We start from the raw sequence: 26441 nt of genomic DNA on the forward strand, positions 1-26441 counted from the left end.
TATGGCAAGTTTTTTTATCAATCGGCCCATCTTTGCCTGGGTGCTGGCAATTATCACGATGCTGGCAGGTGTACTATCCATCGGCAAGTTAGCAGTAGAGCGCTACCCGGATATTGCCCCTCCATCGGTGAATATTGAAGCAAATTATCCAGGGGCTTCAGCCAAGGTGGTTGAGGACTCGGTGACCCAAATTCTTGAGCGTAATATGAAGGGGCTGGATGGCCTCCTTTATATGTCTGCCACCAGTCAGTCTAATGGCGGCGTTTCCATTTCACTGACCTTCGAGAATGGAACTGATCCAGACACGGCCCAGGTCCAGGTACAAAACAAAGTACAACTGGCAATGCCGCTGTTACCCCAGGAAGTTCAGCTGCAAGGTGTGAATGTTAGTAAGTCTCGGGGCGGCTTCATGATGGTTGCCGGTTTTGTTTCTGAAGACGGCAGCATGAATCGCAATGACATTGCAGACTATATCAACTCGGCCATCGTTGACCCGATAAGTCGAGTACCGGGAGTCGGTAATGTTCGAGTGTTTGGCTCCAAGTACGCCATGCGGATTTGGCTTGATCCCAATAAGCTCAACACTTATGGCCTCGCGCCTAGTGATATCGCTGACACAGTACGAGCGCAAAATGCTCAGGTTACAGTGGGGAGCCTTGGCGCTGCGCCAGCAATCCCGGGACAGCAGTTGAATGCAGCGATTACTTCCCAGGGACGCTTGCAAACCCCTGAGCAGTTCAGAGATATTATCGTCCGAGCCAATGGGGACGGTTCTCTGCTTCGGCTTGGAGATATTGCCCGTGTTGAGCTGGGAGCTGAGAGCTATGAGTTCATTTCCCGCTATAACCGTCAGCCCGCTTCAGGTATCGCTATTAGCTTGGCGACCGGGGCTAATGCTTTAGAAACTGCGGATGCAGTAAAGTCCAAGCTGAAGGAGCTGGAAGTTTACTTCCCGCGTGGCCTCACTTCGGTAGTTCCATTTGATACGACGCCATTTGTCGAGGTCTCGATTAAGGGGGTTATCAGTACCTTGATTGAGGCGATCGTGTTGGTATTCCTGGTGATGTACTTATTCCTCCAGAATTTCCGCGCCACTTTAATCCCAACGATTGCAGTGCCAGTAGTGTTGATGGGCACTTTTGCCGTACTGGCTGCGCTGGGCTTTTCGGTGAATATGCTCACTATGTTTGCCATGGTGCTTGCTATCGGCCTCCTCGTAGATGACGCCATCGTAGTAGTGGAGAATGTCGAGCGCGTGATGCAGGAGGAAGGGCTATCACCGAAAGAGGCTACCAAGAAGTCGATGCGGCAGATTACTGCGGCTCTGATCGGAATTGGCGTGGTGCTATCGGCAGTGTTTGTACCTATGGCATTTATGGATGGTGCTACCGGTGTGATCTATCGTCAGTTCTCCGCTACCATTGTTGCAGCTATGACGCTGTCAGTGTTGGTGGCGATTATCTTGACACCAGCGCTGTGTGCAACCTTGCTCAAACCGATTTCTAAGGGTGAGAGTCACGGAGAAAAAGGATTTTTTGGTTGGTTCAACCGAAACTTTGAAAAGGGTAGTCAGCGTTACCAGACCGGGGTGCAAGGTATTCTTAAACGCAGCGGCCGATTTCTGTTGTTGTTTGCAGTGCTCTCCGCCGCAATGGCCTTTCTGTTTCTGCGTCTACCGAGCTCTTTCCTGCCGGATGAGGACCAAGGCGTGCTCTTTTCTATGGTGCAGGCGCCGGTGGGCGCAACCCAGGAGCGTACTATGGGCTCCATAAAGAAAGTGGAAGACCAATTTCTGGATAACGAACAGGGCACCGTTAAGTCTGTATATTCCGTGCAAGGCTTTAGTTTTGCCGGTAGCGGACAGAATACCGGTATTGTTTTCGTCAATATGGAAGATTGGTCCCAGCGGGAAGAGGAAACGCAAAGCACCGTTTCGGTCGCTATGCGCGCGATGGGCGCCCTGATGCAAATTAAAGATGCGATGGCTTTCGCTTTTGCACCTCCGCCACTCCCTGAGTTGGGTTCTTCTGGTGGTTTCAACTTCTACCTTCAGGACAACGGCAGTTTGGGCCATGAGGCATTAACTGCAGCCAGGAACCAGTTTCTGGGAATGGCCGGACAAAGTGAACTTCTGGCGAATGTTCGCCCCAATGGCCAGGAGGATACTCCGCAATTTCGTGTGAAAATTGATAATGCGAAAGCAGCAGCGCTCGGTCTTTCTATTGATGATATCAATAGCGCTTTGAGTACGGCTTGGGGTGGCTCTTATATTGATGACTTTATCGATCGCGGACGAGTAAAGCGCGTGTATATGCAGGCTGATGCTCCTTTTAGAATGGTCCCGGAAGACTTCCAATTGTGGTCAGTGCGTAACGATCAAGGCGATATGGTACCGCTATCTTCCTTTGCCAGCTTTGGCTGGGAGTACGGCTCCCCCCGCTTGGAGCGCTATAACGGCGTTCCCTCCATGCAGGTTAACGGGCAGGCTGCCCCCGGAGTCAGTTCTGGTGAGGCAATGGAAGAGGTTGAGCGCCTAGTAGCACAGCTGCCCGCTGGTATTGGCATAGAGTGGAGCGGTCTCTCATATCAAGAGCGCTCTGCTGGAGCACAAACCCCATTGCTGTATACCTTGTCCCTTTTGATCGTGTTCTTGTGTTTGGCTGCTCTCTATGAAAGCTGGACCGTACCGACAGCAGTACTATTGATGGCTCCTTTGGGAATCCTGGGTGCAGTACTGGCCAATAGCCTAAGGGGCATGGAGCGCGACATTTACTTCCAAGTGGCGATGCTGACTACAGTGGGGCTAACCAGTAAAAACGCCATCCTGATTGTGGAGTTTGCCAAACAGAATTTGGAAGACGGTATGGAGTTGGTGGATGCTACGATGCGAGCTGTACGGGACAGGTTGCGTCCGATCTTAATGACATCTCTCGCTTTTGGTTTGGGGGTGTTGCCCTTAGCCATAGCAACCGGAGCTGGCTCAGGTGCCCAAAGGGCAATCGGTACCGGTGTGTTCGGCGGCATGATTGTTGGAACTCTACTGGGAATCTTCTTTATCCCACTGTTCTTTGTTGTGGTGCAGCGGTTGTTTGGCAAGAGAGTGCATAAGCAGGAAGTGGAGCTGGCTAAACAAGACATTTCGTCAGAAAAAAATGAGAGAGCAGAAGCGGCCGAAGCGTTTTAACAGAGCTTTAACTATAAAGTAAATAAAGCCAGGTCAGGTTAATGGGCCTGGCTTTTTACTTTCTGGCCCCCCATAAGTCACAAGATCCCTGAATAGGGTGCTACTGCCAGTCTCAAGATACAAAGTGAACCTCTTTAGTTCCAGCTCAGCCAACATGTGATCGTTTTAAATTATTCGCTGAAGTAATGAAGCACTAGCAATGATTTAAATCAAGAAGCCGAATAGTGTTTGGAGTCAAAATGCTAATCCCAGGCAAGGTGAGTAGCTATCCATACATGATTGAGCCTCACTTCCAAGCTAGATAGAGTGCAGTATAGAAGCCTGATATGGACGTTCATAGATTATTACTTCTATGGGGCCACCGATATTGCATAAATGTTATTAGCAGATAATTCAAAGTGAAGAGTCGGGATGGATTTAAAAGTTAAAGAAGGTCAAGTGTGGAAATATGATAATCGAGAGGGCGAGGAGGATTCGCGGGTTATCATATTAAAAATTGAAGAGTCTAAGGACGATTCAATGGTGGTACATGCTCAGATTTCAGGCATTAAAATTTATAACCCTAATAGTGGAGAGGTCATTGAGGAAATTACTCATATGCCGTTTTCAATTGAGGCACTAGGGGCAAGCATATCTGAACTAATGGGGGAATGTGAGATACCTGATTATGAGGACGGCTACAATTCATGGAAACGAGAGTATATTAATGGCAATGCTGGCGTGTTCACTATTTCTATAGGAGAGGCAGTGAAGTATATGGATGATGCGGTGAATAGCTAACAATAGCCTTTTTACTACATTTCAAAAACAAATATCCTTTTATGTGATAACCGTCTCAAACTTATAGCCCCTAAATAGAGTTGCAGGGGCTCAACGCATTGAATTATATCGAGAAGGCAACTCTATTCGTTTAGTAAAAGCTCACTATTTCTGATAGTTCAGTTGGCAAAATGCAGTGCCTTGGTGGATTGCTTATACTTATCTATCAACCATATATTGTGGAATCAAGTTGCAGCTAAACAGGATTGGGGTCTCTGTAAGAAATACTTAACCTGAATAGAGCTGACTTGCCAAGGCCGTCAATATGCTTTGAGTTCCCCGAGGATGAAGTGGTACACCGGTACCCTATAAATATTCGTTTTGGAAAGACATTTCTTGATACAATCGTCTCGTATTCGTGGTGAAATGGAATTGCTTATTTCAAATGGCCTTAGATTTGGAGTGAGTGAGGTAGTAGCGGGAGAATGTCGATGTTTATTGCTGACTCTGACAAAGAGTGGGAAAAGTTTGGCAAAGAAGATGCTTATTACGGTGTTCTAACCGAAGAAAAATTTAGGAAGGAAAACTTAACAGATAGAGCAAAGCAAGATTTCTTTAAAACGGGACAAAGCCATGTTCACAATATACTGACAAAAGTGAAACAACATGTAGATGATGGCTTTGTCGTCAAGAGGGCGCTTGATTTTGGCTGTGGAGTTGGAAGAGTAGCGATCCCTTTAGCGTATATTACTGAAGATGTTACAGGTGTTGACATATCTGATTCGATGCTTATGGAGGCTAAAAAAAATAGTCATGAGCAAGGCTTAAAGAATATTGAATTTGTGAAAGCTGATGAGAAGCTCTCTCTAGTTCAAGGGAAATTCAACTTCATCCACTCCTTTATAGTGTTTCAACATATCCCTGTTAAAAAAGGGCAAAGACTATTTAGTCTTCTGCTTGATAAGTTAGAATCGGGCGGGGTTTGCGTTGCCCATTTTTCATATGCCAAAACTTCAAAACTAAAAAGGTTGACTTCATTTTTGAGTAGTACTGTGCCTTTTTCAGGGAATATCCTTAACCTTCTTAAAGGCGAGCCTTTTATGGCTCCAAGAATGCAGATGAATAACTATGATTTAAATAAGTTGCTTTCCCAAATTCAAAGGGAGGCTATGTCACATTGCTATTTAGATTTTACAGATCATGGCGGTGCGTTTGGGGTAACACTCTATTTCAAAAAAGTGTAAAGAGGCGGTAGGCATTTTCACAGTTCGTATCTTCCTCCCAATAGACTTAGTTTAAAATTCTACGAATTAATACTTGTCGTGCTTGTAAGTTTATAATTGGTGGCAAAGCCATATAGATCCCTGGGCGCGACATGTATTTTCAATCCCCCTCATACTTTTAATCTAGCATAACCTGCGGCCTTGGAGGTCAAATTGTAATCCAGTGGTTGACTTTGAGAAAAAGATATAGTATTTCTCGGGTGTTTTTTTGTTTGCTATTACAAATAGATCCTATTTGACAAATGGGTAGTGAAAATGGCGTTTTTGAAAAGATATTACTGGGCTTAGCGCTGAATTGATGAGGCCAGGTTTTAGTTGATGTTTCATTGGTGGTTGGAATGATAGTTTCTGTTTCGCAGAGAATATAGAAGAGTCAGCAATTGGCGTAATTAAAACACAAGTCTCAAATAAAAAGTGGCGGCTTGAAGATGATTTAAAAGGCTCGTTTTTGCGAGATAGGTCACAGAGGAATGCATTTAAGAGGGGGGCTGAGGTCATCGATGTCTAGTTTTTCTATGGTAATATCCTTGTAAGATTATGTTGGATAGTTTCAGGGATGAGTATTCATGAGTGGCTACAAGAACTTTATTTTTTTTCATCCAAAAACAACAGGGATGCAAGATGGTAGGGCTGTTTTTATCGACCCGAACTTACTCCCCAGGTTTATTGATTTAGTAGATATAGACTCTGCTGAAGGCAAAAGAACTGCAAGTAAGCTGATCGAGCTTAGAGGGGCCGCAGGGGGAATTACTGCTGACAGCAACCTAAAAACAGCAGGTGTACACCGCGAAGTAATGGGTGTTGTAGAGGTTCTTTACGAGGTGGTTCAGCAAGGGGGGGCTGAGAACAGGGGGGCAGGGGTTTATATCAAAAAAATAAGGCGGGCCAATGGAAACTCGGGCTCAGCAGCTCTACCTGCGGGCTTTTACCAATCAGATTATAAGAGAACGGAATGGGCTTTGACACCGATTATGGACGAAGCTATTCCTACAGCAGTGGGGGCAATTGGAGCCGTCTTTGATGAAACCGCTTATGATGCTCTGTCTACTGCAAAGGAGTATGGTGAATATTTTCAGACTTCAGGAAAGGTAAGCCATAAACTGCTGAATAATAGTTTCTCACTTTACTATGCACCTAGCTTTGTAGTTGATGAGCTTGGAGGGTGGGAAACAAAATCCCAGAAGCTCTTAGGGCCTAATGCTGGGCCTGGAGAGCTGGCTCGTATTTTAAATAAAGCGGAGAGGTCCTGGGATGAGAGGGATCAAACCATAAAATACCACTGGTACGTGTTTAAAGAGGGGGCAAAAATACTCCATCGAGCCTTAAAAATATTTAAGCAGAAAGCGGGTGGAAAAAAGCTGCAGCAACACTGTTTCTACTTTGTTAACCCACGAGAAAATCTAGGCTTGTTGATGCAGGAAGTTGAAGCTATTGGCGCGCAGACGAAAAAGACTAGTTACGAACATGAGATGGTGGATGATATCGCTAGTAAGGTGCACCAAATAAAGGATAGTAGTTGTGCCGTGAGAGGCCTACAAAAAGTAGCAGATGCTCCTTGGACAAGGTTTGATACAGATTTGCAGAAGTGCAGTCGCTATTACCAGGATAAATTGATCGCTGGCGGTGATAGCAATCGCACCTTTGCGGACGCAGTTAACTATGTTAGAAGTGAATTTAAAAGTGGCTGGGGTGATTGATTGTGGCTTACGTGGATTCGCTGGACTTAAACTCCCCAATTATCGAGCAACTTGATGAGATTTACTGGTCGCCTTTTGATACGATGCCATTACACCAGTTTGACCTTGGTTTATGGCATCTTTCGTTTAACGGAAAGCTATTACAGCAAACCTATGGGGGCAGGAAGTATGCCCCATATGTCACGCCTATTGACAAAGAAGAAAGTTACCCTAGGTTCTATGGTGGACAGCCAATCTGGGATGATGAGAGCCCCTATATTTGGTTTACGTTTCACCCTATCAGGACGACATGTAGTGTCCATGTGGGGCCGGATGATACATGGATTGTGGGTGGTGGCTATTTCTCAATTCAGGTGATTCAGGTACAAGAAGCATCTAAATCTGGTGTCTTTGAACTCTCTGATTGCAGCCAATTAAAGCAGTTTATATTTAAAAAGCATAAAGATGACCTAGAATACTTACAAGAATTGGGACACGAAGATCGTTTTAGCGCTTGGACCCCAGATGAGATCCAAGAGTACAAAATTAAGGGCCGGGATTGGTATGAAATTGTTGACGGAACTCGAGCTTTAAACTGGTGCTTTAACTTATATACTCACTTATCCGATAAGCACCTGCTGTGTATCACTTATGAGCCCAGACAGTTCTGGCCGCCTTATCATGTGCCCAGTGAAAAAGCTTTGCTGGTCAGTAAATCCCCCATGTGGGATTTTATGGATAATTTAGAGCTTTCCAAAATGGAGGAGGGTAGCCAGGTGATTACTGGCACCTTGGAGCGAGAAGCCGATATTTCTGGAGAAGATGAATTTGATAGTAGCTGGTAAGCTAGCTTAGTAAGTCGGCGAGAGTAGCTATGGCTTGTGAGGACTTGCTACATAGCGGCCAGGTGTCCCCGGAAAATAAGACGAAATTTCCTCTAGCGTTGGATTTCTATTGAGGTTGCAAACACATTGCTATCAACTTTCAGAAGATCTAAATGAGAATTTACATAGCTAGAATAGGTCAAGTAATAATCATCTGAGTTTTATATTTAGAGGGGGGAGGCTTCCTCCCCCCTTCAAGTATTCACATATAGACTTTTTAGCTCTCTATTTTACATAAGCTCTGCAATACGCTTCTTTGCAGCTGCCAACGACTTCTCTTTTGCTTCTTCTCCCATTGCCAAGCCTTCAGCATAGACAAACTCCACATCAGTAATACCAATAAACCCCAAGAACTGTCGAAGGTAATTACTTTGGGGATGATCATCACCATAAACACCACCCCGTGAAATAAAAACGACGGCTTTTTTGTTCCTTAATAAGCCCTCAGGGCCGTTTTCGGTATATCGGAATGTTACCCCGGCACGTGCAATAAAGTCGAAGTAGGTGTGCAAATTAGACGGGACGTTGAAGTTATACATCGGGATACCTAGCACCAGCAGATCTGCCGATGATATCTCCTCTATCAACTTGTCCGAAAGTTCTGCAATTTCACTTTGCTTGTTTGAACGGCTATCAGCTGGCGTATTGTGGGCTTGAAAGTGCTCCAGGCTCAGATGAGGTACAGGCTCGGATACCAAGTCACGATGGATGATTTCATCTTGCGGGTTCTTAGCCTTCCAGCCCGCTATGAAATTGTCCGTAAGTTGAGATGACTGGCCGTTCTCTTGAAAGAGGCTGGACTTGATGTTGAGTACCTTTGCCATGACTGCTTCCTCGTAACTAACTTTGTATGACGCTATTGAAACATTCATTAAGTTGATTAAAAATTAGAATTATTTGCTTATTTCTATCTAAATATTCGATCATGAGCCAACAATTGACACAATTATCAAACCCAAAGATCACTCTTGAGCAGTGGCGTTGCTTGATAGCGGTAGTTGAAGGGGGAGGGTATGCAAAGGCTGCCGAGCTTCTGCACAAGAGTCAGTCGTCGGTAAGCTATTCGGTGCAGAAGTTGGAATCACTACTGGCTGTAGCGGTTTTCACTATTAGTGGGCGCAAGGCGATTCTGACTCCCGCAGGTGAGATGCTCTACCGTCACGCAAAGCAATTACTGGAGGATGCTTCTGCATTGGAGCAGGCCGCCAGCCGAGCCTCGGCTGGATGGGAGTCACAGATTGCGATTTCCGTGGAGGTGCTATTCCCAATTTGGTTGTTGTTGGACTGCCTAGCGCTTTTTGGCGAAGAGAGCCCTCAGACTCGTATTGAAGTGCATGAGATGGTGATTAGTGGAACTTTAGAAGCCTTGAATCAGGGGAGAGTTGATTTTGCAATCAGCCCCAGAATACCGCTGGGCTACAACGGTGAATTACTGCCATCTCCTGCACGTCTAATCCCGGTGGCCCATCCCAAGCACCCCCTGCATGAACTGGACCGCCCGCTAACTATGAATGATCTCCGCAATCATCGTCATCTGGTGGTTCGGGATACGAACCCCCAGAGTGGTAGTAAAACGCTCACGGTTGAAGTGGCTAAGCGGTGGACTCTAAGTAGCATGTCTTCTTTGATTGGCGCTGCTTGTAAAGGCTATGGTTTTTCATGGCTGCCAGAAGACAAAATTCTGAATGAGCTCACTGAGGGAAGCTTAAAACCCTTGCCCCTCCAAGGAGGAAGCAAAAGGGAGGTCCCTATGTACCTGATCTTCCCTAACCGGGACGATATCGGTCCCGGCGCACGGAGATTGGCGGCTATTATTAGGGACCGTTTGCAGGATCTGACACCCCCGGAGGCTTCTTAGCTAGGCCATGAACTGGTTAGTAGGGACAATTTGAACCTGATTCGCTTACTCATTATTTAACAAGCCAATTTCGTGAGCGGTCTCGACGATTGGCTGGTACATTGAGTTGTCTGCTTTGATAAACCCTTTGCGGGGAAATGCGGCAAGTAGTTTAGGGTCCCGCATATTCAAAATCGCTTGCTGGACCTTGTCTAAGAAGCCATTGCCCCAGGTTTCATCGACATCCCCACGAATTGTCCAGTTGTAATCTGGGTATCCTGGGGTTTTCCAGATCACTTGCACTTTGCTTTCATCCACTTTGCCGGCTTTCTTTTCATTTTCCCACACCTTGTGATTTAGGGCGCCAACCTGATACTTCCCAGATTGCACAAGATCCAGGGTGTTGGAGTGGTCACCTCCAAAGCCCACACGGCTGAACACCTCGGCAGGGGGCTTACCAAACGCTTTTCGAATAAAGTATTCCGGCATTAGACGTCCAGAAGTGGAGTGCTCTGAGCCAAAAGTAAATGTCATACCTTCAATACCACGGGGGAACTCTTTTGAAGGAGTGAGTCCAGTACTTTTATTCGCAATAAAATAGGAGGTGAAATTTTGATCTCCTTCTCCCTGGGCAATGGCCTTGGCGCCAGGCTCCGCAATACGGGCTTGTACTCCAGTAAATCCGCCGAACCAAGCCAATTGAACTTTGTTATTTTTAAAGGCTTCAACCGTATCGCTATAGGATTTGACCGGTATGTATTTAACTTCAACCCCAAGCGCGTCGGACAAATACTTTGCAACTTTGCCAAAGCGTTTTTGTAAGCGCTCCGGGTCCTGGTCTGGAATAGCAGTGAAAACAAAAGGTTTTGGGTTTTCTTGAGATGATACGAAGGGTCCGCCGCACAATATAACGAGGCTTAGAATAAACACGGTTAAACGCTTTAACATTCTTTTGGTCCTCTGCGGATCTGTAGTTCAAAATTTGTAGGATAAAACTAAAAATGCAACTATTGGCGTTATATATAGATCAGAAAGCCTGACTAAATTATATTTTCTTTCTTTGGGTTAACAAAAGCGAGATGGCCTTCCAACTTTTGTACGCTATATCTGATTTGTTAATGTAGTTGGCAGGTATTTAGTTGTTAAATACTCTTCAGATCTTGATTGTTACAGGGATTCCTTCTTTGTTGAATAGATTTTGTACGAAATATACTTATTCTTTGAACTGCAAATAGTAGATTTACGCATTCATTAAGCTGGCCTAGCTCATGTAAAGGTATCAGTCAGAAAGGGCTTTCAATGCCCATTCTTAGTGTATTGAGGAGTGCTCCATAAACCTGCGATTTCCTGAAAGATAAGTCCCGCCTCAGCATGAATTGCTCCATAAGCCAGGGGAGTCACAAATTTGTTTAGCGGTTCCTCAGACGCTAGGGAGCCCCTTTGGTGTAAAATAGGCAGTTTAAGCCGGTAATTGCGGAGCCGACGCAGGAGATGAGTGAATATGACGATCAGTTTAATCTACGTAAGCGGCACCCATTTGGTAGACTCCATCTGTTAATTAATGAGCTACAAAGCCATCTTGCCACGCAATCCCTAAGAAGCTCGCTGGATATCAGCTATGGAGATAGTTCCGGTGAGAAATTAGATATATTTCCTGCTAAATCTCCTAATGCACCGGTTTTTGTGTTCATCCACGGCGGGTATTTCCGGGCGCTAGATAAAAAGCAATACCGGTACATTGCCAAGCCTTTTATAGAGGCCGGGTGTACGGTTGCTTTGGTCAACTATGATTTGGCGCCCGCCGTCAGTGTTAAAGAAATTATTGAGCAAAATATAAAGGCATTCTTATGGATATATAAAAATATCGATCGCTGGAATGGCAACCCCAGTAATATTGTGATCTGTGGTCACTCTGTTGGGGCATTCCTTGTGGCTAAAATTTTAGAATTTGAGTGGACACCTGAAATCCGTAGCTCAATTAGCGGCGCCATTATGTTAAGCGGGCTCTATGACTTAACAAAGATGAGGCAATCTTACCTCAATGAATCTCTGCGTTTATCAGAAGATGACGTTACTAATTTGAGTCCCATTTTTGGCGATATTAGATGTTTCACCAAAGCAATTGTTGCAGTGGGTGATGATGAGACTGCGGAATTTATTGATCAGTCAAAAAGATACTGTGGGAAGCTACAGCAAACGAAAAGCTCGTGCGAATATTTACTTTTGAAAAATAAAAACCACTATACTGTATCGCGTATGTTAAGCAGTAGAAATAATGATCTAATGAATAAGATATTGGATATCTGCGGTGTGAATTGAGAGAGGATATGACTTAGCGCTCAATTTATCTAGTTTTGAACATATGTTGGGGTTAGTTCTAATCAGGGGGCCTCTTAAGGCCCTCAGGGATAATGTTGAATTATGCCGAGACTCCCTGACTATCAATTAGCTTTACTTTCTCCAGTAAGAGATTGTAGGTAGGAGCAGCAATAGCCAGCGAGGATGCCTAGAGCGGTCACTATTGTCAGCCCAATCACTCCAGAAAGAGCATTTCCTGAATGGGCTGCAAAGAAAGTGATTAACCCTAAAAACCAGGCAATGATATTACCTACAAGTGGCAGTCCTCTTAGCGATACCACCACAAATGCAACAGAGAAAACTGTAACTGCAAAGGCAATGCTGCCTACCACTGGCTGCAAAAGGGTATTGACTATAGCTGCTGTCATTCCCATCAATATTCCCAGAGCAATACAAATCCCGCTGGAGATTGCACTTGAGGCAGAATTTGGCTGGGTAAAGAAAGCAACCCATCCAACAAACATGGCCCAGGGAGGAAGTTCTAGCATATAGCAAGTAAATGCTGCTGCACTAGCAACGGTTGCAGCGATAAGGGTGTCCCTGATGTATTTACCCCATAGTACCGGTGATTGAGCGGTCATTGGCTTTTAGTCCTAAATCATCCCACCTCGTATAACGCTTAGCTGGGGAATTTTAATTAGAAGGGCGATTGGTTGTGAGGTTAGACAAGTCCACCATTAGCTCGTATGACCTGTCCATTGATCCAGCCACCTTGCTCACTGACTAAAAAGGCAACGGTATTTGCAATATCTTCGGGCCGGCCCAACCGTTCAAGTGGTGACATTTTGGGAAGAGTACTCACCATTTCATCGGTCTTTCCCGACAGGAATAGCTCGGTAGCGGTGGGCCCTGGGGCGACGGCATTCACGGTGATATCTCTCCCGCGCATTTCCTTGGCGACTACCTGGGTCAGAGCTTCAACAGCTGCCTTGGTCGTCGCATATACGCTGTAATTCGGCATACACAAGTCGACGACACTCGAGGATAAGTTGACAATCCGGCCACCTTCTTGAAGCCTTGCGGTGGCTTCACGCATGACATTGAAGGTGCCCTTAAGGTTTACAGCTACCTGACGATCGAAATCAGCTTCTTCACATTCTGCCAGAGGGGCTAATTTCATAATGCCCGCATTATTGATGACAGTATTGATTCCACCAAAGGTGACTTCTGCCGAGTTGAATAGGCGTGAAACCGCCTGTTGATCACTGATATCGGCTTGGGCAGTAACCGCCTTGCCACCCTCGGTTTCAATGCGGTTTACCAACTTTTCGGCAGCTGAAATATTACTTTCAAAGTTCACCAGAATGGTAAAGCCATCCTTTGCCAGGCGAGAGGCGATCGCCGCGCCTATGCCACGGGAAGCTCCTGTTACCAGTGCCACTTTCTCCATAATGATCTCCGTAGTGATTACTGGAGCTGCCCTTGCAGCTCCCTGATTTGGCTGTATTCCCATACTATTCGTGTTATTCATGTAGATAATCCGGCTAAAATAGAACCTATTATTCCAAATAACCAAACAATAGGGCGATATGGATAAGCTGGATGCGATGCGCTTGTACGTGCGGATTGTGGAGCGGGGCAGTTTTACAGCCGCTTCTACTGACCTTGGGATTCCGAGGTCGACATCGACTCAGGTGATCAACCGGCTAGAGAAACGGCTGGGAGTCAGGTTGTTGCAGCGATCGACTCGCAAGGTCAGGGCAACACTGGATGGGGAACTGTATTATCAGCGCTGTATTTCAATACTTGCGGACGTAGAGGAGGCAGAAGGGGCATTTACAGGTTTATTGCCAAGCGGTGAGGTGCGGGTAGATGTACAAGGAACTATTGCCCGTCATTTTGTTATGCCGCAACTCCCCCAATTTTTTGCCCAGTATCCTGACATTTCTTTGGTAATGAGTGAGGGGGATCGATGGGTGGACTTAGTCCAAGAAGGGGTCGACTGTGCTATTCGCTATGGACACTTGGCGGATAGTGAGCTGATTGCCAGGCGTTTAACCATGCTGGAACGGCTTACATGCGCATCGCCGCAATACCTGGAACACTACGGCCACCCAAGCTCTTTGGAGCAACTGAATGGTCACCGTGTTGTAGCGCTTCGCTCTATAACGACTGGGAAGTCTACGCCGCTCTCTTTTTGTCTTGGCGATAGGGTAGAGACGTTGCAAGTTTCGGCGCAATTGACGGTAACCGGGACAGAGAGTTACTTGGATGGCGTTAAGCGGGGGCTCGGATTAGCTCAGTTTCCAAAGTTTCATGTAGAAAAAGAGTTGGATGCTGGAAATTTAGTTGAAATATTGCCCAATTTTCGCCCGCCCAGCGAGCCGGTATCGGTTGTGTTCACCCAGAATCGCTTTTTATCTCCCAGGGTTAGAGCATTTATTGAGTGGTTAAGTAAAATATTTTCAGTTTCCATTTAAAGGATTGTGATTAAGCTCCCATTTGAATTTAATTTTCCAAAAAGTTATCTGCTCTTCAGATAGTAACTTGTCAAAAATTTGCGAAGTTAAATTATTGGTAGGCGTAAGAATATTTTTTTAGTTAAAAATCATATAGAGTAGCCGCGCACTGCGGATTTCAATAAATATTTCTATTCAGCCTTTGAAAGGCTGCATTAACAGATTTATTTTCATCTTTAGTGCGGATCTTTCTAAATTGATTTTCCGAGAAGCAGATACAGGGAGTATGTCTGTGAAAAGCTTTAAAGTTCTTGCGCCTTTCGTGTTGCTATTTTCTACATTTGGCGCTCATTCAGAAGAAAATGTGCATGTTGTTTTTGAATCTTCCATGAGTGAAAGTAGATCAAATCTAATCTCACATAAAGCTAAGAAAAGTTTAAATAATAAGATTTTTAGTTTGAAGCCCGGTAGTACCCTTGAGGTTTCCAGTGAGCTCGGCAAGCAACGGTTTACCTTGCAAAATATTCGATCAACAAAAAATAGGGCTTCATTATCTGCATTTTCCGAGGATGGAAAAGGGTTTATTACCTTAGCCGAGAACAACGGTAGAATTGTTGGCTCAATACAATCTGAAGGTAGGCTCTACAAAGTGAGACCTGCCGGAAAAGGTGCGGTTACAATCGCTGAGGTTCCAGACAATTCACTTGTCGACCATGATAGTAACTACTTCGAAGAGATGGATTTTACTTCCAAGGTTGGTGCGCTAAACACAACCTCAGGAATTGCGACTACTGACTCTGGTGGAAAAATAACCGTTATAGTTGCTTATACCGATGCCTTTGAGGCAGACGCCGGTGATGTACCCGCCTACATGGATTTATTGGAAGAGGAAACCAATGTTTCATTTGCCAATAGTGAAGTCAATACCTCAGTAGAAATTGTTCACGCTTATAGAACCAGCTATGCAGAAAGCGGTAGCTTCTATGTGGACCGCGAGTACTTTTCGAATGACGCATATCCAGAAACTAAAGAACTATACGAATTTAGAGACTTGTATAGTGCAGATGTAATGATTGTTTTAACCGGCAATGATTTGTACAGCGGATCATGTGGACTGGCTAAGACGATCTACGCAACGGAATCAACAGCCTTTGCTTTCGCAAGGGAAGGGTGTGCAACGGGGTACTTCAGCTTTGCCCATGAAATTGGCCACCTGCTGGGAGCCCGACATATTATCTACAGTGATTCGAATATGGAGCCGTTTGAATATGGCCACGGCTACTGCAATACCACCCCTTCAACTTGGAGGAGTGTGATGGCCTACAATTGCCCGTCGGATCGAGGTGGCCCCAGAATTCAGCAGTGGTCCAACCCGGATATCACAATAGATGGAGACCCTACAGGCACCTCCAACCTAGAGGATAATGCGCGGGTTATCCGTGAGCGCGCCTGGGAGGTTGCCAACTTCCGGGTCGATGGGGAAAGTTAACGGCAAATTCATACAATAGCCGCCAGCAATGCAGAACTGCTAGCGGCTTCAATCGCCGATACCCTTCAATACAACTGCGTTAAGCTTTGGACTCCACGTCCTTAGTTTTCTCGAACCAAAAGTTATAGAAGTCTTCAGTCACCAGCTGTTCGATATTGGTGGCTTCCTCTCGGGGGCAAAATACGGTTACCGTGGTTACATCGTGGCCGAGTTCATTCGTTGTGATACAGACTTTTGCATCAGGCCCTGACAGCTCAACGCCCATGCGATTCTCGATCAGGTTGCAGTAGCGTTCGGCAACTTCACGGAAGGACTCGCAGTGTTCTTTAAGTCGCTCAGAGATAAACTTTTTGGCTTCAAATGGATTCATTCCTTTGCTTTCCCGGGTAATCGAAAAGGTATGCTCGATATACCGGCGCATAAAGTTCAGGTTCTTTACCGGTTGGGTAAAGAAGGCATTGTTAGGGATATACAGAGTTGTTCCTGTATAGCCATTACCCAAACCGTGCGGATCGATTTCCAAAAGGGTGGTGCTTAGCCAGTCACTATCGGTGACTTCACCAAATTGATTGCCGACTTTAATCCAGTCTCCCACAGTAAACGAGCGCATGTTTGCCTGATACAGACCACCAACGAGGCACTGCACCCCCTCTCTCAGTGCCAATACAATTGCCACAGAGAAAGCGGCAATGGATAGGGCAAAGTCCCGGAGTTCGCTTACCCAAATTGCTATCAGGCCAACTACCAATAACAAGTTGCCAAGGTTATGTACGGTATTGATACGGCGGCGCTTATCCGCTTTTTGCCAACTACTTCGTGCTATTACTAGCGTGAGCAGGCCACGTAATAACATCACTACTGAGATCAGGCATATGGTGATGAATAATTTGCTATCCAGGATATGCGCTAAGAACTCTGGTTTCATTCGGGACAGGGACCTCACAGGAATTACTGGACCACCAATTCATATGGCAACGCCTAGCCCCTTTATGGAGAAAGGAGTGCTATGCCGGGCAGGTGGGTGTTAATGGGAGCAAAGAAGGCGGGAATTTATCCCTGGTGCTACATCTTGTAAATAGGATTTTGTAAATACGGATAGACTTGGCCAAACAGCAACAACTTTAGGCTGCTTAGCTCAATAAAGTTAAAAATGCAGGATGTTTCTATCGATAATCAGGGTTAGGAAAGTCGGGCTTACAGCCGGCATCCCAGGCAGAGCGTTGGTTGCCGTGGGCGGGAATGCCCCCAGCATCTTTTATCATTCGCGCCATATGCATCAGGTTCCAGGTCATAAAGGTGGTGTTGCGATTGGTAAAGTCGTTTTGTGGACCACCGGAACCGGGGTCAAGATACGAGGGGCCGGGGCCAGCTTCTCCCACCCATGCCGCATCTGCCTGGGGAGGGATAACATAGCCAAGGTGTTGCAGAGAGTAGAGAATATTCATGGCGCAGTGCTTTGCGCCATCTTCGTTGCCGGTGATAAGGCAACCTCCAACCCGGCCATAGTATGCGTACTGGCCTTTGGAGTTCAGGTCAGCTGAGTTCGCATAGAGCCTTTCTATAGTTTGGGTGCAGATAGAGGATTTCTCTCCCAACCAGATCGGCGTGGTAATAACCAGGATATCTGCGTCTTCAACCCGGCGATAGAGCAGTGGCCACTCATCAGTGTTCCAGCCATGCTCAGTCATATCCGGGTAAACACCAAAAGCGATATCGTGATCAACAGGGCGTAAAACCTCAACTGAGACTTTGTTGCGCTCCATGATTTCCCTGGATATGCGAATTAGACCGTCTGTATGGGAGAGTTCAGGCGTAGGCTTTAGAGTGCAGTTGAGGAATAGCGCCTTGAGGTCGGAGAAGTCCGACGCACTAGACTTGCAGTCTTCAATTTGCTTTTGATTTAACGTCGTCATTTTGGGCCTCCTTGCCACCACTTAGATAATAGCCTGAGTTCTAATCCCGTGATTTCAAAGAGGATCCGTTGAACTTTACCCAAATAGATCTGCGACACGGTGTTAGTCCATATAACTTACGGGTATCAGGCTTCGACTTATCCATCCAGGGTCCGCTGGGGGTCATTACTATTGGCGTGATTCGGCTTGCCCCGGGATTATCTAACCGTAAAGCTGCGCCTATATTTGACTGACTACCACCTTGGAGGTCACCATGAAAATAATCAATCAGCTATTACTCCTGTTGTCCTCAGTACTTCTGACTCTTGTTGCCACTCACGCCAATGCCCAATCGGAAGCTAAAGATTCCTTGGAAGGAGTCTGGTGTGCAATTGAAGGTGAGTCGTTTATTTTTTATGAGCACAGTCCAGACGCCTTTACCTTAGAAAAGGAGCAGATTTGCCGAACTTTTAAAGTTCTCAAGCAAACAGGGGTGGGTGGTGGTGGTCGCTATCTTGAGGTAACGAAGAAGCCGGATGTTAAACACCAACTAACTGCAGTTGAAGAGAAGGTGAATGAGACCACTATAGCTAAGGATATCGGTATCTTTGCCTATATGAAGAGTGGCAATAGAATTCAAGTGGTAGCTGTTGATGTGTCCGATGAGAGCGTTACAAATTTGACCCTCGATGGCAGTGGCACTATGCGAGGTTTTATCGAGGAGGTTACTGCTGACAGCACCGCTAAGAAGGGTCATGAAGCTCATGTTGGGGTGTTGTTCTTTCGGAGGACTTCCTCGTCAATACCCGAGACCTTTGATCAGGACTGGGAATCAATCTTCAATGAGACCCATATCAAGCAATAAGTGCTTGGGCCTAATGATACTGCCGGGGATGCGATGTCATTACCACAACTAAACAATTCAGCAAATTAGCTAAAGATCGTAATTCTATTAAGGCGGTATCGTCGATACCTTTGCGAAAGGCGACCTAGTGCGATTTTTCATGCCTACTCTAGCCAACCATTAAAGACATTTATTAGGAGTGTTAAAAATATAGCTAAAACCCAAGGGCATAATTGATTCTATATTAATCTAAGGAACCTCTGAATAATTCCAAGCCAATATTGGTAATATTCACCTACCCATCAAGACTACGATGAATTATGCACCAAGTCACCTTTGCCGAAGCAGAATATAAGCTAAAGCGCCGTATAACTCGCCGAGAGAAGTTTCTTTCTCAAATGGAAGCCCTCATCCCATGGCAGCGACTAGAAGCTCAGATCACTCCTTGCTATCCACAAGGCAAACGTGGCCGACAGCCATATCCATTGAGTGTCATGCTCCGTATTCATTGCATGCAGCTATTTTATAATCTCAGTGATCCCGCTATGGAGGATGCACTGTATGAAATTGAATCCATGCGTAGTTTTGCTGGATTGACTTTGAGCGGCCCAATTCCCGATGAAACAACGATTCTTAACTTTCGCCACTTACTGGAGCTCAATCAGCTAGGTGCAGCTCTTTTTGATGAAATCAACAAGCATCTTGCTGAGAATGGCATGGTACTGCGTGAAGGTACGATTGTAGATGCCACTATTATCTCTGCGCCAACTTCAACCAAGAATAAAAAGAAAAAACGTGATCCAGAAATGCATCAAACAAAGAAAGGCAATCAGTGGCATTTTGGAATGAAAATGCATATCGGGGTTGATGATGTGCTCGGAGTAATACATAGCATAGATACAACAGCAGCGAATTCGCATGATGTCACAACTACAGAGCGAGTTCTCCACGGGGAGGAGAAAAGAATCTGGGGAGACTCTGGGTACATTGGTGCGGAGAAACGTGAAGAGTTGAAAGAGCGGGAGGCGGATTGGTATATAGCAATGAAGCCGAGCAAGCTAAAAACTCTTCCAGGGCGTGATGCACTTCGTAAAGCGGAAAAGATCAAGGCGCAGATAAGAGCGAAGGTCGAGCACCCCTTCCGCTACATCAAACGGGTATTTGGTTATGACAAGGTCCGCTATCGGGGACTGGTAAAAAATACTGAGAGGCTGTGCTTACTGGCAGGCTTTACCAACTTAATAATAGGGAGAAAATACTTGGCTGCCTAGGGGTGGTTCGCCTGAAATCCACCTATTGAGGGTTTCAGATGAAAAATTAGTGGACTATTACGCGCAAATTACGCGTTTGTGCGTAATAAAGTGAATTTTTCAAGCAGCTCAGCTTAATTCTGGAAAAATGCTTCGTTGATCAGAGGGTCCCTAACCTAGTATTATCAACGGCCCATCACTCTCAGCAAGAAATGAAGATATAGATTATGCAGGTTAATTCAATGGAGTTACCAAAATATTCCGAACTTAAGGCGGTGCTAAAAGATGTCGTAAAAGAACAGAATGGCGGTTTTAGCTTAAATATGTGGGCAACGGTAGTTGATAGAGATGGAATAGTTAGAGCTGTTGTATTTTCCGGCGAAGATAGAGGCGACCAATGGCCCGGTAGCCGCGTCATTTCAGCGCAAAAAGCAAATACAGCAAATGCTTTCAGTCTGCCAGGCCTACCCTTATCGACAGCAAACCTTTTTACAGCTGTTCAGCCTGGTGGAAGTTTGTATGGTTTACAGCATAGCAATCCAGTTGATACCAATGTTGCTTATAGCGGGCTACCCAATGATATTGGTACAGAACACGACCCAATGATTGGTAAGAAAATTGGAGGCGTTAATGTTTTTGGTGGTGGTTTAGCGCTGTACAAAGACGACGGCAAGCTTCTTGGAGCAGTTGGGGTAAGTGGTGATAGTTCATGTGCGGACCATAATATTGCGTGGAAAGTTCGTCATATGCTCAAGATGGACTACATACCTGGAGGGGTGAGTCCTAGCAAGGACGATAACATCGTCAATGACATTGTGGGTGGTGTTAGCGCTGGTGGTTGGGGGCACCCTGCCTGCTCGCCTGAAGCAAGTGACATTGCCAAAAAACTACCTAAGACACATCCGACTAGATCTAAAAACTAAATTACTTTAGAGCAATTCAGGTAATGAACTGACTTGGCTCTCCATATGTACTTAAGTTGATCGGCTAGTCGCCGATATCTACTAGTGTAAACTGATGAAAAAATCTAGCTGTAAGGGTGATAAATAGGCTACCGATCCAATCAATACTAATAAACAAGAGCCTCTTTTATTGCGGCTGTAAACGGGAGATAAGATGGTGGCGACGCCTATAGGCGTCGCAAACGGGTAGGGGGATCTATTTATTAGTCGTACTATTAGTGAACTCCCGAAGCTGAATATGATTGCCTTCAGGGTCAGCTATATTGCAGGCTTTGAATATTGGATTTGACCACTCTCCGTCAAGGGATTTGCCACCTAACTCTATTGCTTGGTGCCGTGCCTTTGTAAGGCTTTGTACTGCTATAAATACTTTGACTGTATTAAAATTTTCCTCGGGAAGTTCAATAGGGGGAGTATGCACAACAATATTGAAACCCTCTCCGCCCAAACTAACCAGTTCGTTTGTTTTATGAAGTACAGACAAGCTGAACATATTTATATAGAATTTTGACAATTCATTGATATCATTTGCGTATACAACGACACCAAATTTTGCTGGTCCGCTCATATTTCCTCTTTACTCATACTTAAATTCTTCGTAGCGATAACTTCTATGTTAAGTTATCAATAGTTATTTTTAGCAACAACAAATTGGGTAAGGCTTTTCAGTGTGCCTTAGCGCAGAGCAGCTTGGTGCATATTATATTGATCTAGTGTCAATTAGTTGAGAGTTGTTAATCAAACAAGAAAGTTGAAACTGCGCTAGAGCGTTTGCCTTTCGTTCCACTGTATACGCGTTGAAGACTGCCAAGGCGTTTTGGATTTCTGGAGTTCGAGAATGAATGTAGTAGAAGGTGATTTGATCAAAATGGCACTTGAGGGCCATTTTGATGTAATTGTTCATGGGTGTAATTGCCAGTGCCAAATGGGAAAGGGGATAGCCTTAACTATCAAGAAGCTTTTCCCTGAAGCCTACGCAGCAGACTTGGGTACAGAAAAAGGCTCACGACTTAAACTGGGCACCTATTCAAGTGCTTACATATCACAGTTAGAGGCCAGCTTTACGGTCGTCAATGCTTACACTCAGTTTCACTGGAGAGGTAAGGGGGTAATGGCGGACTATGAGGCTATACGCAGTGTATTCACCAAAGTTAAGAAAGATTTTCCGGGGAAGAGGATTGGGTATCCTCTAATAGGTGCGGGGCTTGCCGGTGGAGATTGGGAGGTAATTTCCAGCATCATAGAAAATGAACTTGAAGGCGAAAATCACACACTTGTTAAGTTTGTGCAGTAACAAGCCCCCAGTAGCCAAGCTGATTACTTCCGCACATATACTGCCCGCCTGAAAGGCGGGGCTTGCCAGTAGGCCAATGGCAGCTTCTTAAGAGAGTAGTTCCGACATCTTCTTCATCAAGATAGCTGAGGCGTTGTCGGTAAACTGTTGCCCCTCCTCAATATACTCCCAGACAGTGGCGTCACTCTTCCAGCCACCTTGCTTCTTGATCAGCTCAAAGCCAACTTTTTCTCGCGCTGCGGAAGTAGACAGGCCTCGGCGAAAGCTGTGGCTGCTTAGTTCGGCAACAAAGTCAAAACCGCAGGCTTCCCCGAGATTTTTCAGTAGATCGTTGATAGCTGTGGGGTTTAGCTGTCGACTTTGCACCGTATCCCAGCGATTCACTGACCGAAATACTGGCCCAGTTCTAATGCCACTAACGTCTAGCCAGGACTTAAGTGCTCGTGCGGGGCAGATTTCAGGGGTGCCGTAGGGAAGGGCGCGCATCACTCCCTGACCACTTTGATCCGTTTTTGATTTGGGCAGGCGAATGATCAAACCTTCCTCCTCCCATATCAGGTCTTCAACCTGGATCGCCACTAACTCACTGCGCCGGAAGGCACCGAAGAATCCTACCAGCACCAATGCCAAGTCACGGGTCCTCTTCTTGGAATCAGGCTGAGAGCGCAACTGTCGGGTGAGGGTGGCAATGTGTTCGAGGCTCAGCGCCTTGGCTTTTTGCTTGGGCTTTCCGTGGGTGCGGCGAATACCGCGCATGGTTTTCTGTACTAGCGGCTCAGCGACTGGGTTGGCAATGCCTTGATAAAGGTGCCACTGGCCTATAGCGGTTAAGTGCAAATCCAGGGTGCGTGGGTTCAATTGCTCGGCCCGACTCAATAAATAGCTAACCAGTGAATGGCTATCGGTGGGGAGTCGGCCTCCCCATTTCTCGAACTGGCGAATGGCAGACCGATAGGCTTTGCGAGTGCTGTCTGAAGTCGCTGCTCGCAGGTACTTCTGAATGTCACCCTCAGTCAGAAGTGCTCCAGCCCCGCTAGATGTACTACCGAGCGGGGATTGAGCTTGGATTTTGGTTGAAGCCATAGGCTGTTTTCTCATGAATTCTGCGTCACCCGGAAACCACTATTTGTACTGAGGGTACGTTAAATGGGGATTCCCTTACTTTTATAACCTTCGATAATAATCATTATCGAAGGTTAGCTGGGTTAATTCAAGAGTTGGTTTATTTTTGGATATTATGTATTATTACGTAATACGTAATTTGGTACAAAATAATCTGAGGAAAGATTAATGGCGCGCACAGGGGTCACCTATCTGGACATTTTTGAAGCAGCAAAGGCGATTAAGGCCCGGGGCGAGGAGCCGACAGTTGATAGAGTGCGCGCTCACCTGGGGACTGGGAGTAAAAGTACAATTGCGCCGCTTCTAAAGCGGTGGAAAAGCGAGAGTTCCAGCAGCACTGATGTCAGCGGCTTGCCTAAAGATTTGGTGGAGGCGCTGAAAGGGCTTCATCAGCGTATCCAGGGCGATGCGGACCAAAGGGTGGAGCAGGTTCAGAAGGAATTTGAAGCGAAAGAGCTGGAGATAACAGAGAGACTAAACGAAGCTCAAGAGACCAGTAGCAAACAAGCCGCTTTGATTCGCGAGCTGGAGCAGAAGCTTTCAGTTTCCGAAAGTGAGAAGCGCCGCCTCAAAGTTACCCTGGGTGAAGCACAATCAGAGCTGGAAAAAAGTGAGTTTCAATTGGAGCAGGCCTCGGTTCGAGTTGAGGAGCAGAGGGCCTCAATTGAAGAGATGAAGCAGGAGAATCGCGATGTGCGCGAGCACTTTGAGCACTTCCAGCAGCGAACGGCTACTGACCGGCAGCATGAGCGAGATCAGTTTCGATCTTCCAGTGAGCAACTTAAGGGGCAGGTGGCTTCACTGGCGGAGCAGCTCGGGCTGGCGGAACAGAAGCTTTCTGAGCAGGGCCTTCTGTATAAGCAGGGGCAGGCATTAATCACTGAACTCAACCGGGAAAAGCGGGAGTTGCGTGAAAATATAGGCGCCGCTCAAGCCGAAGCGGCAAACTACAAGCGGCAGGCTGAAGAGCAGGCGGCAAGCGCTGAGCTCCAATCTTCTGAAATTACACGATTACAGGATGAGGTTACCCGCCTCCAGAGCAGCGGTGTAGGGCAAGCTAAGGAGATTCAGCTTCAGCAAGTATCTTTGGAAAGGCTGGATGCTGAACTGGGTGCTACAAAAGACCGGATAGAGACCTTGTCAGACGAGAATCGTATCCTTCTACAGGAGAAGGCAATGCTACAAGGACAGTTTGCTCAACTGGAAAAATCTTTGGGTAAGTAGTAGTTCAGAACCCGGCAGGTTGGGGTCGTCGTCAGTTGATAGCCCCAGTTCAATTGATTGTCGCATCTAAACAGATGCGACAACTGTCAAATTGAAATACTTTGACTAGCTGGTACTATTAAAGATAAGTAAGAGCAAATTTAGCTGTAGTTGATCTACCTATCCTTATATAAGTCCTACTCACTAACACCGCATAATAAAGTTCCTTATATAAAGTCCCCCTTGCTTTTATTTGCCGCGGTTCATAAGGCATTTGGGAGGCAAGTGTTGTCCAATCATTTCAGAGAAATCATCGACAAACCCACGTTTTTTGGTTCGCTGGCGCTGTTGTTGGCAGTGACAATTCCACTGGTGCTGTTCCCCGAAGTTGGTGCCGCCTGGGTTTTAGCCGCTAAAGGTTTCGTCACTGACAAGCTGGGGGTTTTCTATCTGGCACTGGGTGTCGGGGCAATTCTTTTTATGGTCTATATCGTGTTTAGTGATATCGGCCAGATCAAGCTGGGAACACCTGAAGAAAACCCTGAGTTCTCCACCATATCCTGGGCGTCAATGCTGTTTTGTGCCGGCATCGGCGCATCGATTCTCTATTGGTCTATGGTCGAGTGGATCTACTATTACCAAACCCCACCTTTCCAGGTTGAAGGAGGCACACCCGAAGCTGCGCGCTGGGCTGTTGCCTACGGTATTTTTCACTGGGGCCCGCTGGCGTGGTCCATCTACCTGATTCCCGCTCTGCCAATAGCCTACTTCTACTACGTTAGAAATCACAGCGTGCTGAAAATTAGCGAGGCACTGATGCCCGTTTTGGGGGAGCAGCGTGCCCAAGGTGGGATTGGTAAGTTGATCGACGTGCTTTTTATCTTTGGCATGTTGGGCGGTGGCGCTACGACCCTGGGGATAGCCGCGCCGCTGATTACTCAGGGGGCTCATGAACTCTTGGGCGTGCCCACCGGGCTGGGAACCCAGGTTGTAGTGCTGATGATATGCACGGCAATCTTCGGCTATAGCGCTTTTGTTGGGCTTAAGAAAGGTATCCGCGCACTTTCCAACCTGAACATGTGGTTGTCTATTGTGCTGCTTCTGTTTGTTTTCCTGGTTGGCCCCACCTTATTTATGTTGAACACCGGCTTGGATGCCCTGGGTCGTGTCTTGGATAACATCTTCCATATGGCCGCCTGGACTGAGCCATTTGCAGAGTTTGAGCAGTTCCCGGATACCCATTTCCCCCAAGACTGGACCATCTTCTATTGGGCGTGGTGGTTGGTTTTTGCTCCCAGTGTCGGCTTGTTTATTGCGCGCATCTCGCGGGGGAGAACCATCAAGACCATGGTGGTTGGCTCCATTTTTTATGGCACCTTAGGCTGTTTCCTGTTCTTTATGGTGCTGGGGAATTACGGCGTCTACTTACAGTTTTCCGGTGAGCTAGATGTGGTGGGGATGCTAAATGAGCAGGGAGCAACTGCCGCAATTTTTGCCACACTCGAGACACTTCCCGGCAGTAAACTGGTGATTCTGGTATATACGGTGCTCGCCCTGATCTTTACTGCGACTACATTCGATTCCATCTCATACATTCTTGCTGCCGTTGTGCAAAAAGAGGTCGATGAAGAGCCAGCGCGATGGAATCGCCTGTTTTGGGCATTTACGCTTTCGCTGATGCCGATAACACTCCTGTTTTTGGGCGGCCTGGACACACTGCAAACTGCCAGCGTGATTGGTGGAGTGCCGCTTTTGGTTGTCGCATTGTTGCTGTGCATATCGATTGTGAAAGCTGCTCACTATGACTTGCGCTACCAGCCGAGCTACGAAGAGAAGGAAATCTATATTGAAGAGTTCCCAGAGGATGATCCCTGGACGGAAGAGGGCAACTGGGACGTTCCAACCCAATCGGAACACGGCGTATCCCACGATGACAAACCCCATATAGAGGGCGATCCTGGAAGCCATCCATCTCGACTTTAATAGTTGGGCAGCAGGAGGAGGC

General features: G+C 46.3%; 23 protein-coding genes. 15 read left to right on the forward strand and 8 right to left on the reverse strand.

Annotation, left to right across the window (positions count from 1 at the left end):
* Position 1: 1 nt before the first annotated feature.
* The 5 genes from ACJJIN_RS05755 (at position 2) to ACJJIN_RS05775 (ending at position 7747) form a co-directional block, all read left to right on the forward strand.
* Positions 2–3184 (forward strand): efflux RND transporter permease subunit, encoded by a 3183-nt coding sequence (locus ACJJIN_RS05755; protein WP_444897249.1) that lies wholly within the window; start codon positions 2–4, stop codon positions 3182–3184.
* 411 nt (positions 3185–3595) lie between these two features.
* Positions 3596–3964 carry a hypothetical protein gene (locus ACJJIN_RS05760; protein WP_444897250.1) on the forward strand — a complete coding sequence of 123 codons (369 nt, stop codon included), beginning with the start codon at positions 3596–3598 and terminating at the stop codon, positions 3962–3964.
* Positions 3965–4434: 470 nt separating this feature from the next.
* Positions 4435–5187 carry a class I SAM-dependent methyltransferase gene (locus tag ACJJIN_RS05765; protein WP_444897251.1) on the forward strand — a complete coding sequence of 251 codons (753 nt, stop codon included), beginning with the start codon at positions 4435–4437 and terminating at the stop codon, positions 5185–5187.
* A gap of 605 nt (positions 5188–5792) precedes the next feature.
* Complete coding sequence (locus ACJJIN_RS05770; protein ID WP_444897252.1) at positions 5793–6923, forward strand: hypothetical protein; 1131 nt, start codon at positions 5793–5795, stop codon at positions 6921–6923.
* A gap of 2 nt (positions 6924–6925) precedes the next feature.
* Positions 6926–7747, forward strand: coding sequence for a hypothetical protein (locus ACJJIN_RS05775; protein WP_444897253.1), 822 nt, complete (start codon positions 6926–6928; stop codon positions 7745–7747).
* Between the two features lie 269 nt (positions 7748–8016).
* On the opposite strand, the gene ACJJIN_RS05780 is transcribed toward ACJJIN_RS05775, so the two are convergent.
* Positions 8017–8610 carry an FMN-dependent NADH-azoreductase gene (locus ACJJIN_RS05780; protein ID WP_444897254.1) on the reverse strand — a complete coding sequence of 198 codons (594 nt, stop codon included), beginning with the start codon at positions 8608–8610 and terminating at the stop codon, positions 8017–8019.
* Positions 8611–8711: 101 nt separating this feature from the next.
* Between ACJJIN_RS05780 and ACJJIN_RS05785 the strand changes: the two genes are divergently transcribed.
* A complete protein-coding gene (locus tag ACJJIN_RS05785) occupies positions 8712–9644 on the forward strand; it encodes a LysR family transcriptional regulator (RefSeq protein WP_444897255.1) in 933 nt (310 codons plus the stop codon).
* A gap of 45 nt (positions 9645–9689) precedes the next feature.
* On the opposite strand, the gene ACJJIN_RS05790 is transcribed toward ACJJIN_RS05785, so the two are convergent.
* Positions 9690–10571: a putative selenate ABC transporter substrate-binding protein gene (locus ACJJIN_RS05790; protein ID WP_444897256.1), complete on the reverse strand. Its 882-nt coding sequence runs from the start codon at positions 10569–10571 to the stop codon at positions 9690–9692.
* A gap of 543 nt (positions 10572–11114) precedes the next feature.
* Here ACJJIN_RS05790 and ACJJIN_RS05795 point away from each other — a divergent pair.
* On the forward strand, positions 11115–11942 hold the full coding sequence (locus ACJJIN_RS05795) for an alpha/beta hydrolase (protein WP_444897257.1): 828 nt from the start codon (positions 11115–11117) through the stop codon (positions 11940–11942).
* Positions 11943–12064: 122 nt separating this feature from the next.
* On the opposite strand, the gene ACJJIN_RS05800 is transcribed toward ACJJIN_RS05795, so the two are convergent.
* Together ACJJIN_RS05800 and ACJJIN_RS05805 are read right to left on the reverse strand one after the other, a co-directional pair.
* Complete coding sequence (locus ACJJIN_RS05800) at positions 12065–12562, reverse strand: DUF1097 domain-containing protein (protein ID WP_444897258.1); 498 nt, start codon at positions 12560–12562, stop codon at positions 12065–12067.
* Positions 12563–12642: 80 nt separating this feature from the next.
* On the reverse strand, positions 12643–13452 hold the full coding sequence (locus tag ACJJIN_RS05805; protein ID WP_444897259.1) for an SDR family oxidoreductase: 810 nt from the start codon (positions 13450–13452) through the stop codon (positions 12643–12645).
* A 58-nt stretch (positions 13453–13510) separates the two neighbouring features.
* On the opposite strand from ACJJIN_RS05805, the gene ACJJIN_RS05810 reads away from it, so the two are divergent.
* Positions 13511–14401 carry a LysR family transcriptional regulator gene (locus ACJJIN_RS05810; RefSeq protein WP_444897260.1) on the forward strand — a complete coding sequence of 297 codons (891 nt, stop codon included), beginning with the start codon at positions 13511–13513 and terminating at the stop codon, positions 14399–14401.
* 271 nt (positions 14402–14672) lie between these two features.
* A complete protein-coding gene (locus tag ACJJIN_RS05815; protein ID WP_444897261.1) occupies positions 14673–15869 on the forward strand; it encodes a M12 family metallo-peptidase in 1197 nt (398 codons plus the stop codon).
* A gap of 79 nt (positions 15870–15948) precedes the next feature.
* Here ACJJIN_RS05815 and ACJJIN_RS05820 read toward each other — a convergent pair whose 3' ends face one another.
* Both ACJJIN_RS05820 and ACJJIN_RS05825 read right to left on the reverse strand, forming a co-directional pair.
* Positions 15949–16794, reverse strand: coding sequence for a mechanosensitive ion channel family protein (locus tag ACJJIN_RS05820; protein ID WP_444897262.1), 846 nt, complete (start codon positions 16792–16794; stop codon positions 15949–15951).
* A gap of 238 nt (positions 16795–17032) precedes the next feature.
* On the reverse strand, positions 17033–17782 hold the full coding sequence (locus ACJJIN_RS05825) for a flavodoxin family protein (protein WP_444897263.1): 750 nt from the start codon (positions 17780–17782) through the stop codon (positions 17033–17035).
* A 253-nt stretch (positions 17783–18035) separates the two neighbouring features.
* On the opposite strand from ACJJIN_RS05825, the gene ACJJIN_RS05830 reads away from it, so the two are divergent.
* From ACJJIN_RS05830 to ACJJIN_RS05840, 3 genes are all read left to right on the forward strand, one after another.
* On the forward strand, positions 18036–18626 hold the full coding sequence (locus ACJJIN_RS05830) for a hypothetical protein (RefSeq protein WP_444897264.1): 591 nt from the start codon (positions 18036–18038) through the stop codon (positions 18624–18626).
* A 299-nt stretch (positions 18627–18925) separates the two neighbouring features.
* Positions 18926–19876, forward strand: a complete 951-nt coding sequence (locus tag ACJJIN_RS05835) for an IS5 family transposase (RefSeq protein WP_444895065.1) — start codon at positions 18926–18928, stop codon at positions 19874–19876.
* A 206-nt stretch (positions 19877–20082) separates the two neighbouring features.
* Complete coding sequence (locus ACJJIN_RS05840; RefSeq protein WP_444897265.1) at positions 20083–20778, forward strand: GlcG/HbpS family heme-binding protein; 696 nt, start codon at positions 20083–20085, stop codon at positions 20776–20778.
* Between the two features lie 235 nt (positions 20779–21013).
* Here the strand turns inward: ACJJIN_RS05840 and ACJJIN_RS05845 are convergent, their stop codons facing one another.
* The gene (locus ACJJIN_RS05845; RefSeq protein WP_444897266.1) at positions 21014–21385 is read right to left on the reverse strand and encodes a VOC family protein; all 372 of its coding nucleotides are present in this window, start codon (positions 21383–21385) and stop codon (positions 21014–21016) included.
* A gap of 270 nt (positions 21386–21655) precedes the next feature.
* Between ACJJIN_RS05845 and ACJJIN_RS05850 the strand changes: the two genes are divergently transcribed.
* Positions 21656–22111 (forward strand): macro domain-containing protein, encoded by a 456-nt coding sequence (locus tag ACJJIN_RS05850; RefSeq protein WP_444897267.1) that lies wholly within the window; start codon positions 21656–21658, stop codon positions 22109–22111.
* Between the two features lie 87 nt (positions 22112–22198).
* Here ACJJIN_RS05850 and ACJJIN_RS05855 read toward each other — a convergent pair whose 3' ends face one another.
* Complete coding sequence (locus tag ACJJIN_RS05855; RefSeq protein WP_444897268.1) at positions 22199–23209, reverse strand: tyrosine-type recombinase/integrase; 1011 nt, start codon at positions 23207–23209, stop codon at positions 22199–22201.
* A gap of 192 nt (positions 23210–23401) precedes the next feature.
* Here ACJJIN_RS05855 and ACJJIN_RS05860 point away from each other — a divergent pair, with 192 nt between their 5' ends.
* Both ACJJIN_RS05860 and ACJJIN_RS05865 read left to right on the forward strand, forming a co-directional pair.
* Positions 23402–24457, forward strand: a complete 1056-nt coding sequence (locus ACJJIN_RS05860; protein WP_444897269.1) for a DNA-binding protein — start codon at positions 23402–23404, stop codon at positions 24455–24457.
* Positions 24458–24721: 264 nt separating this feature from the next.
* Positions 24722–26419 carry a BCCT family transporter gene (locus ACJJIN_RS05865; protein ID WP_444897270.1) on the forward strand — a complete coding sequence of 566 codons (1698 nt, stop codon included), beginning with the start codon at positions 24722–24724 and terminating at the stop codon, positions 26417–26419.
* Positions 26420–26441: the final 22 nt, after the last annotated feature.

It is taken from the genome of Microbulbifer maximicatervae (SeqCode), assembly GCF_052467505.1.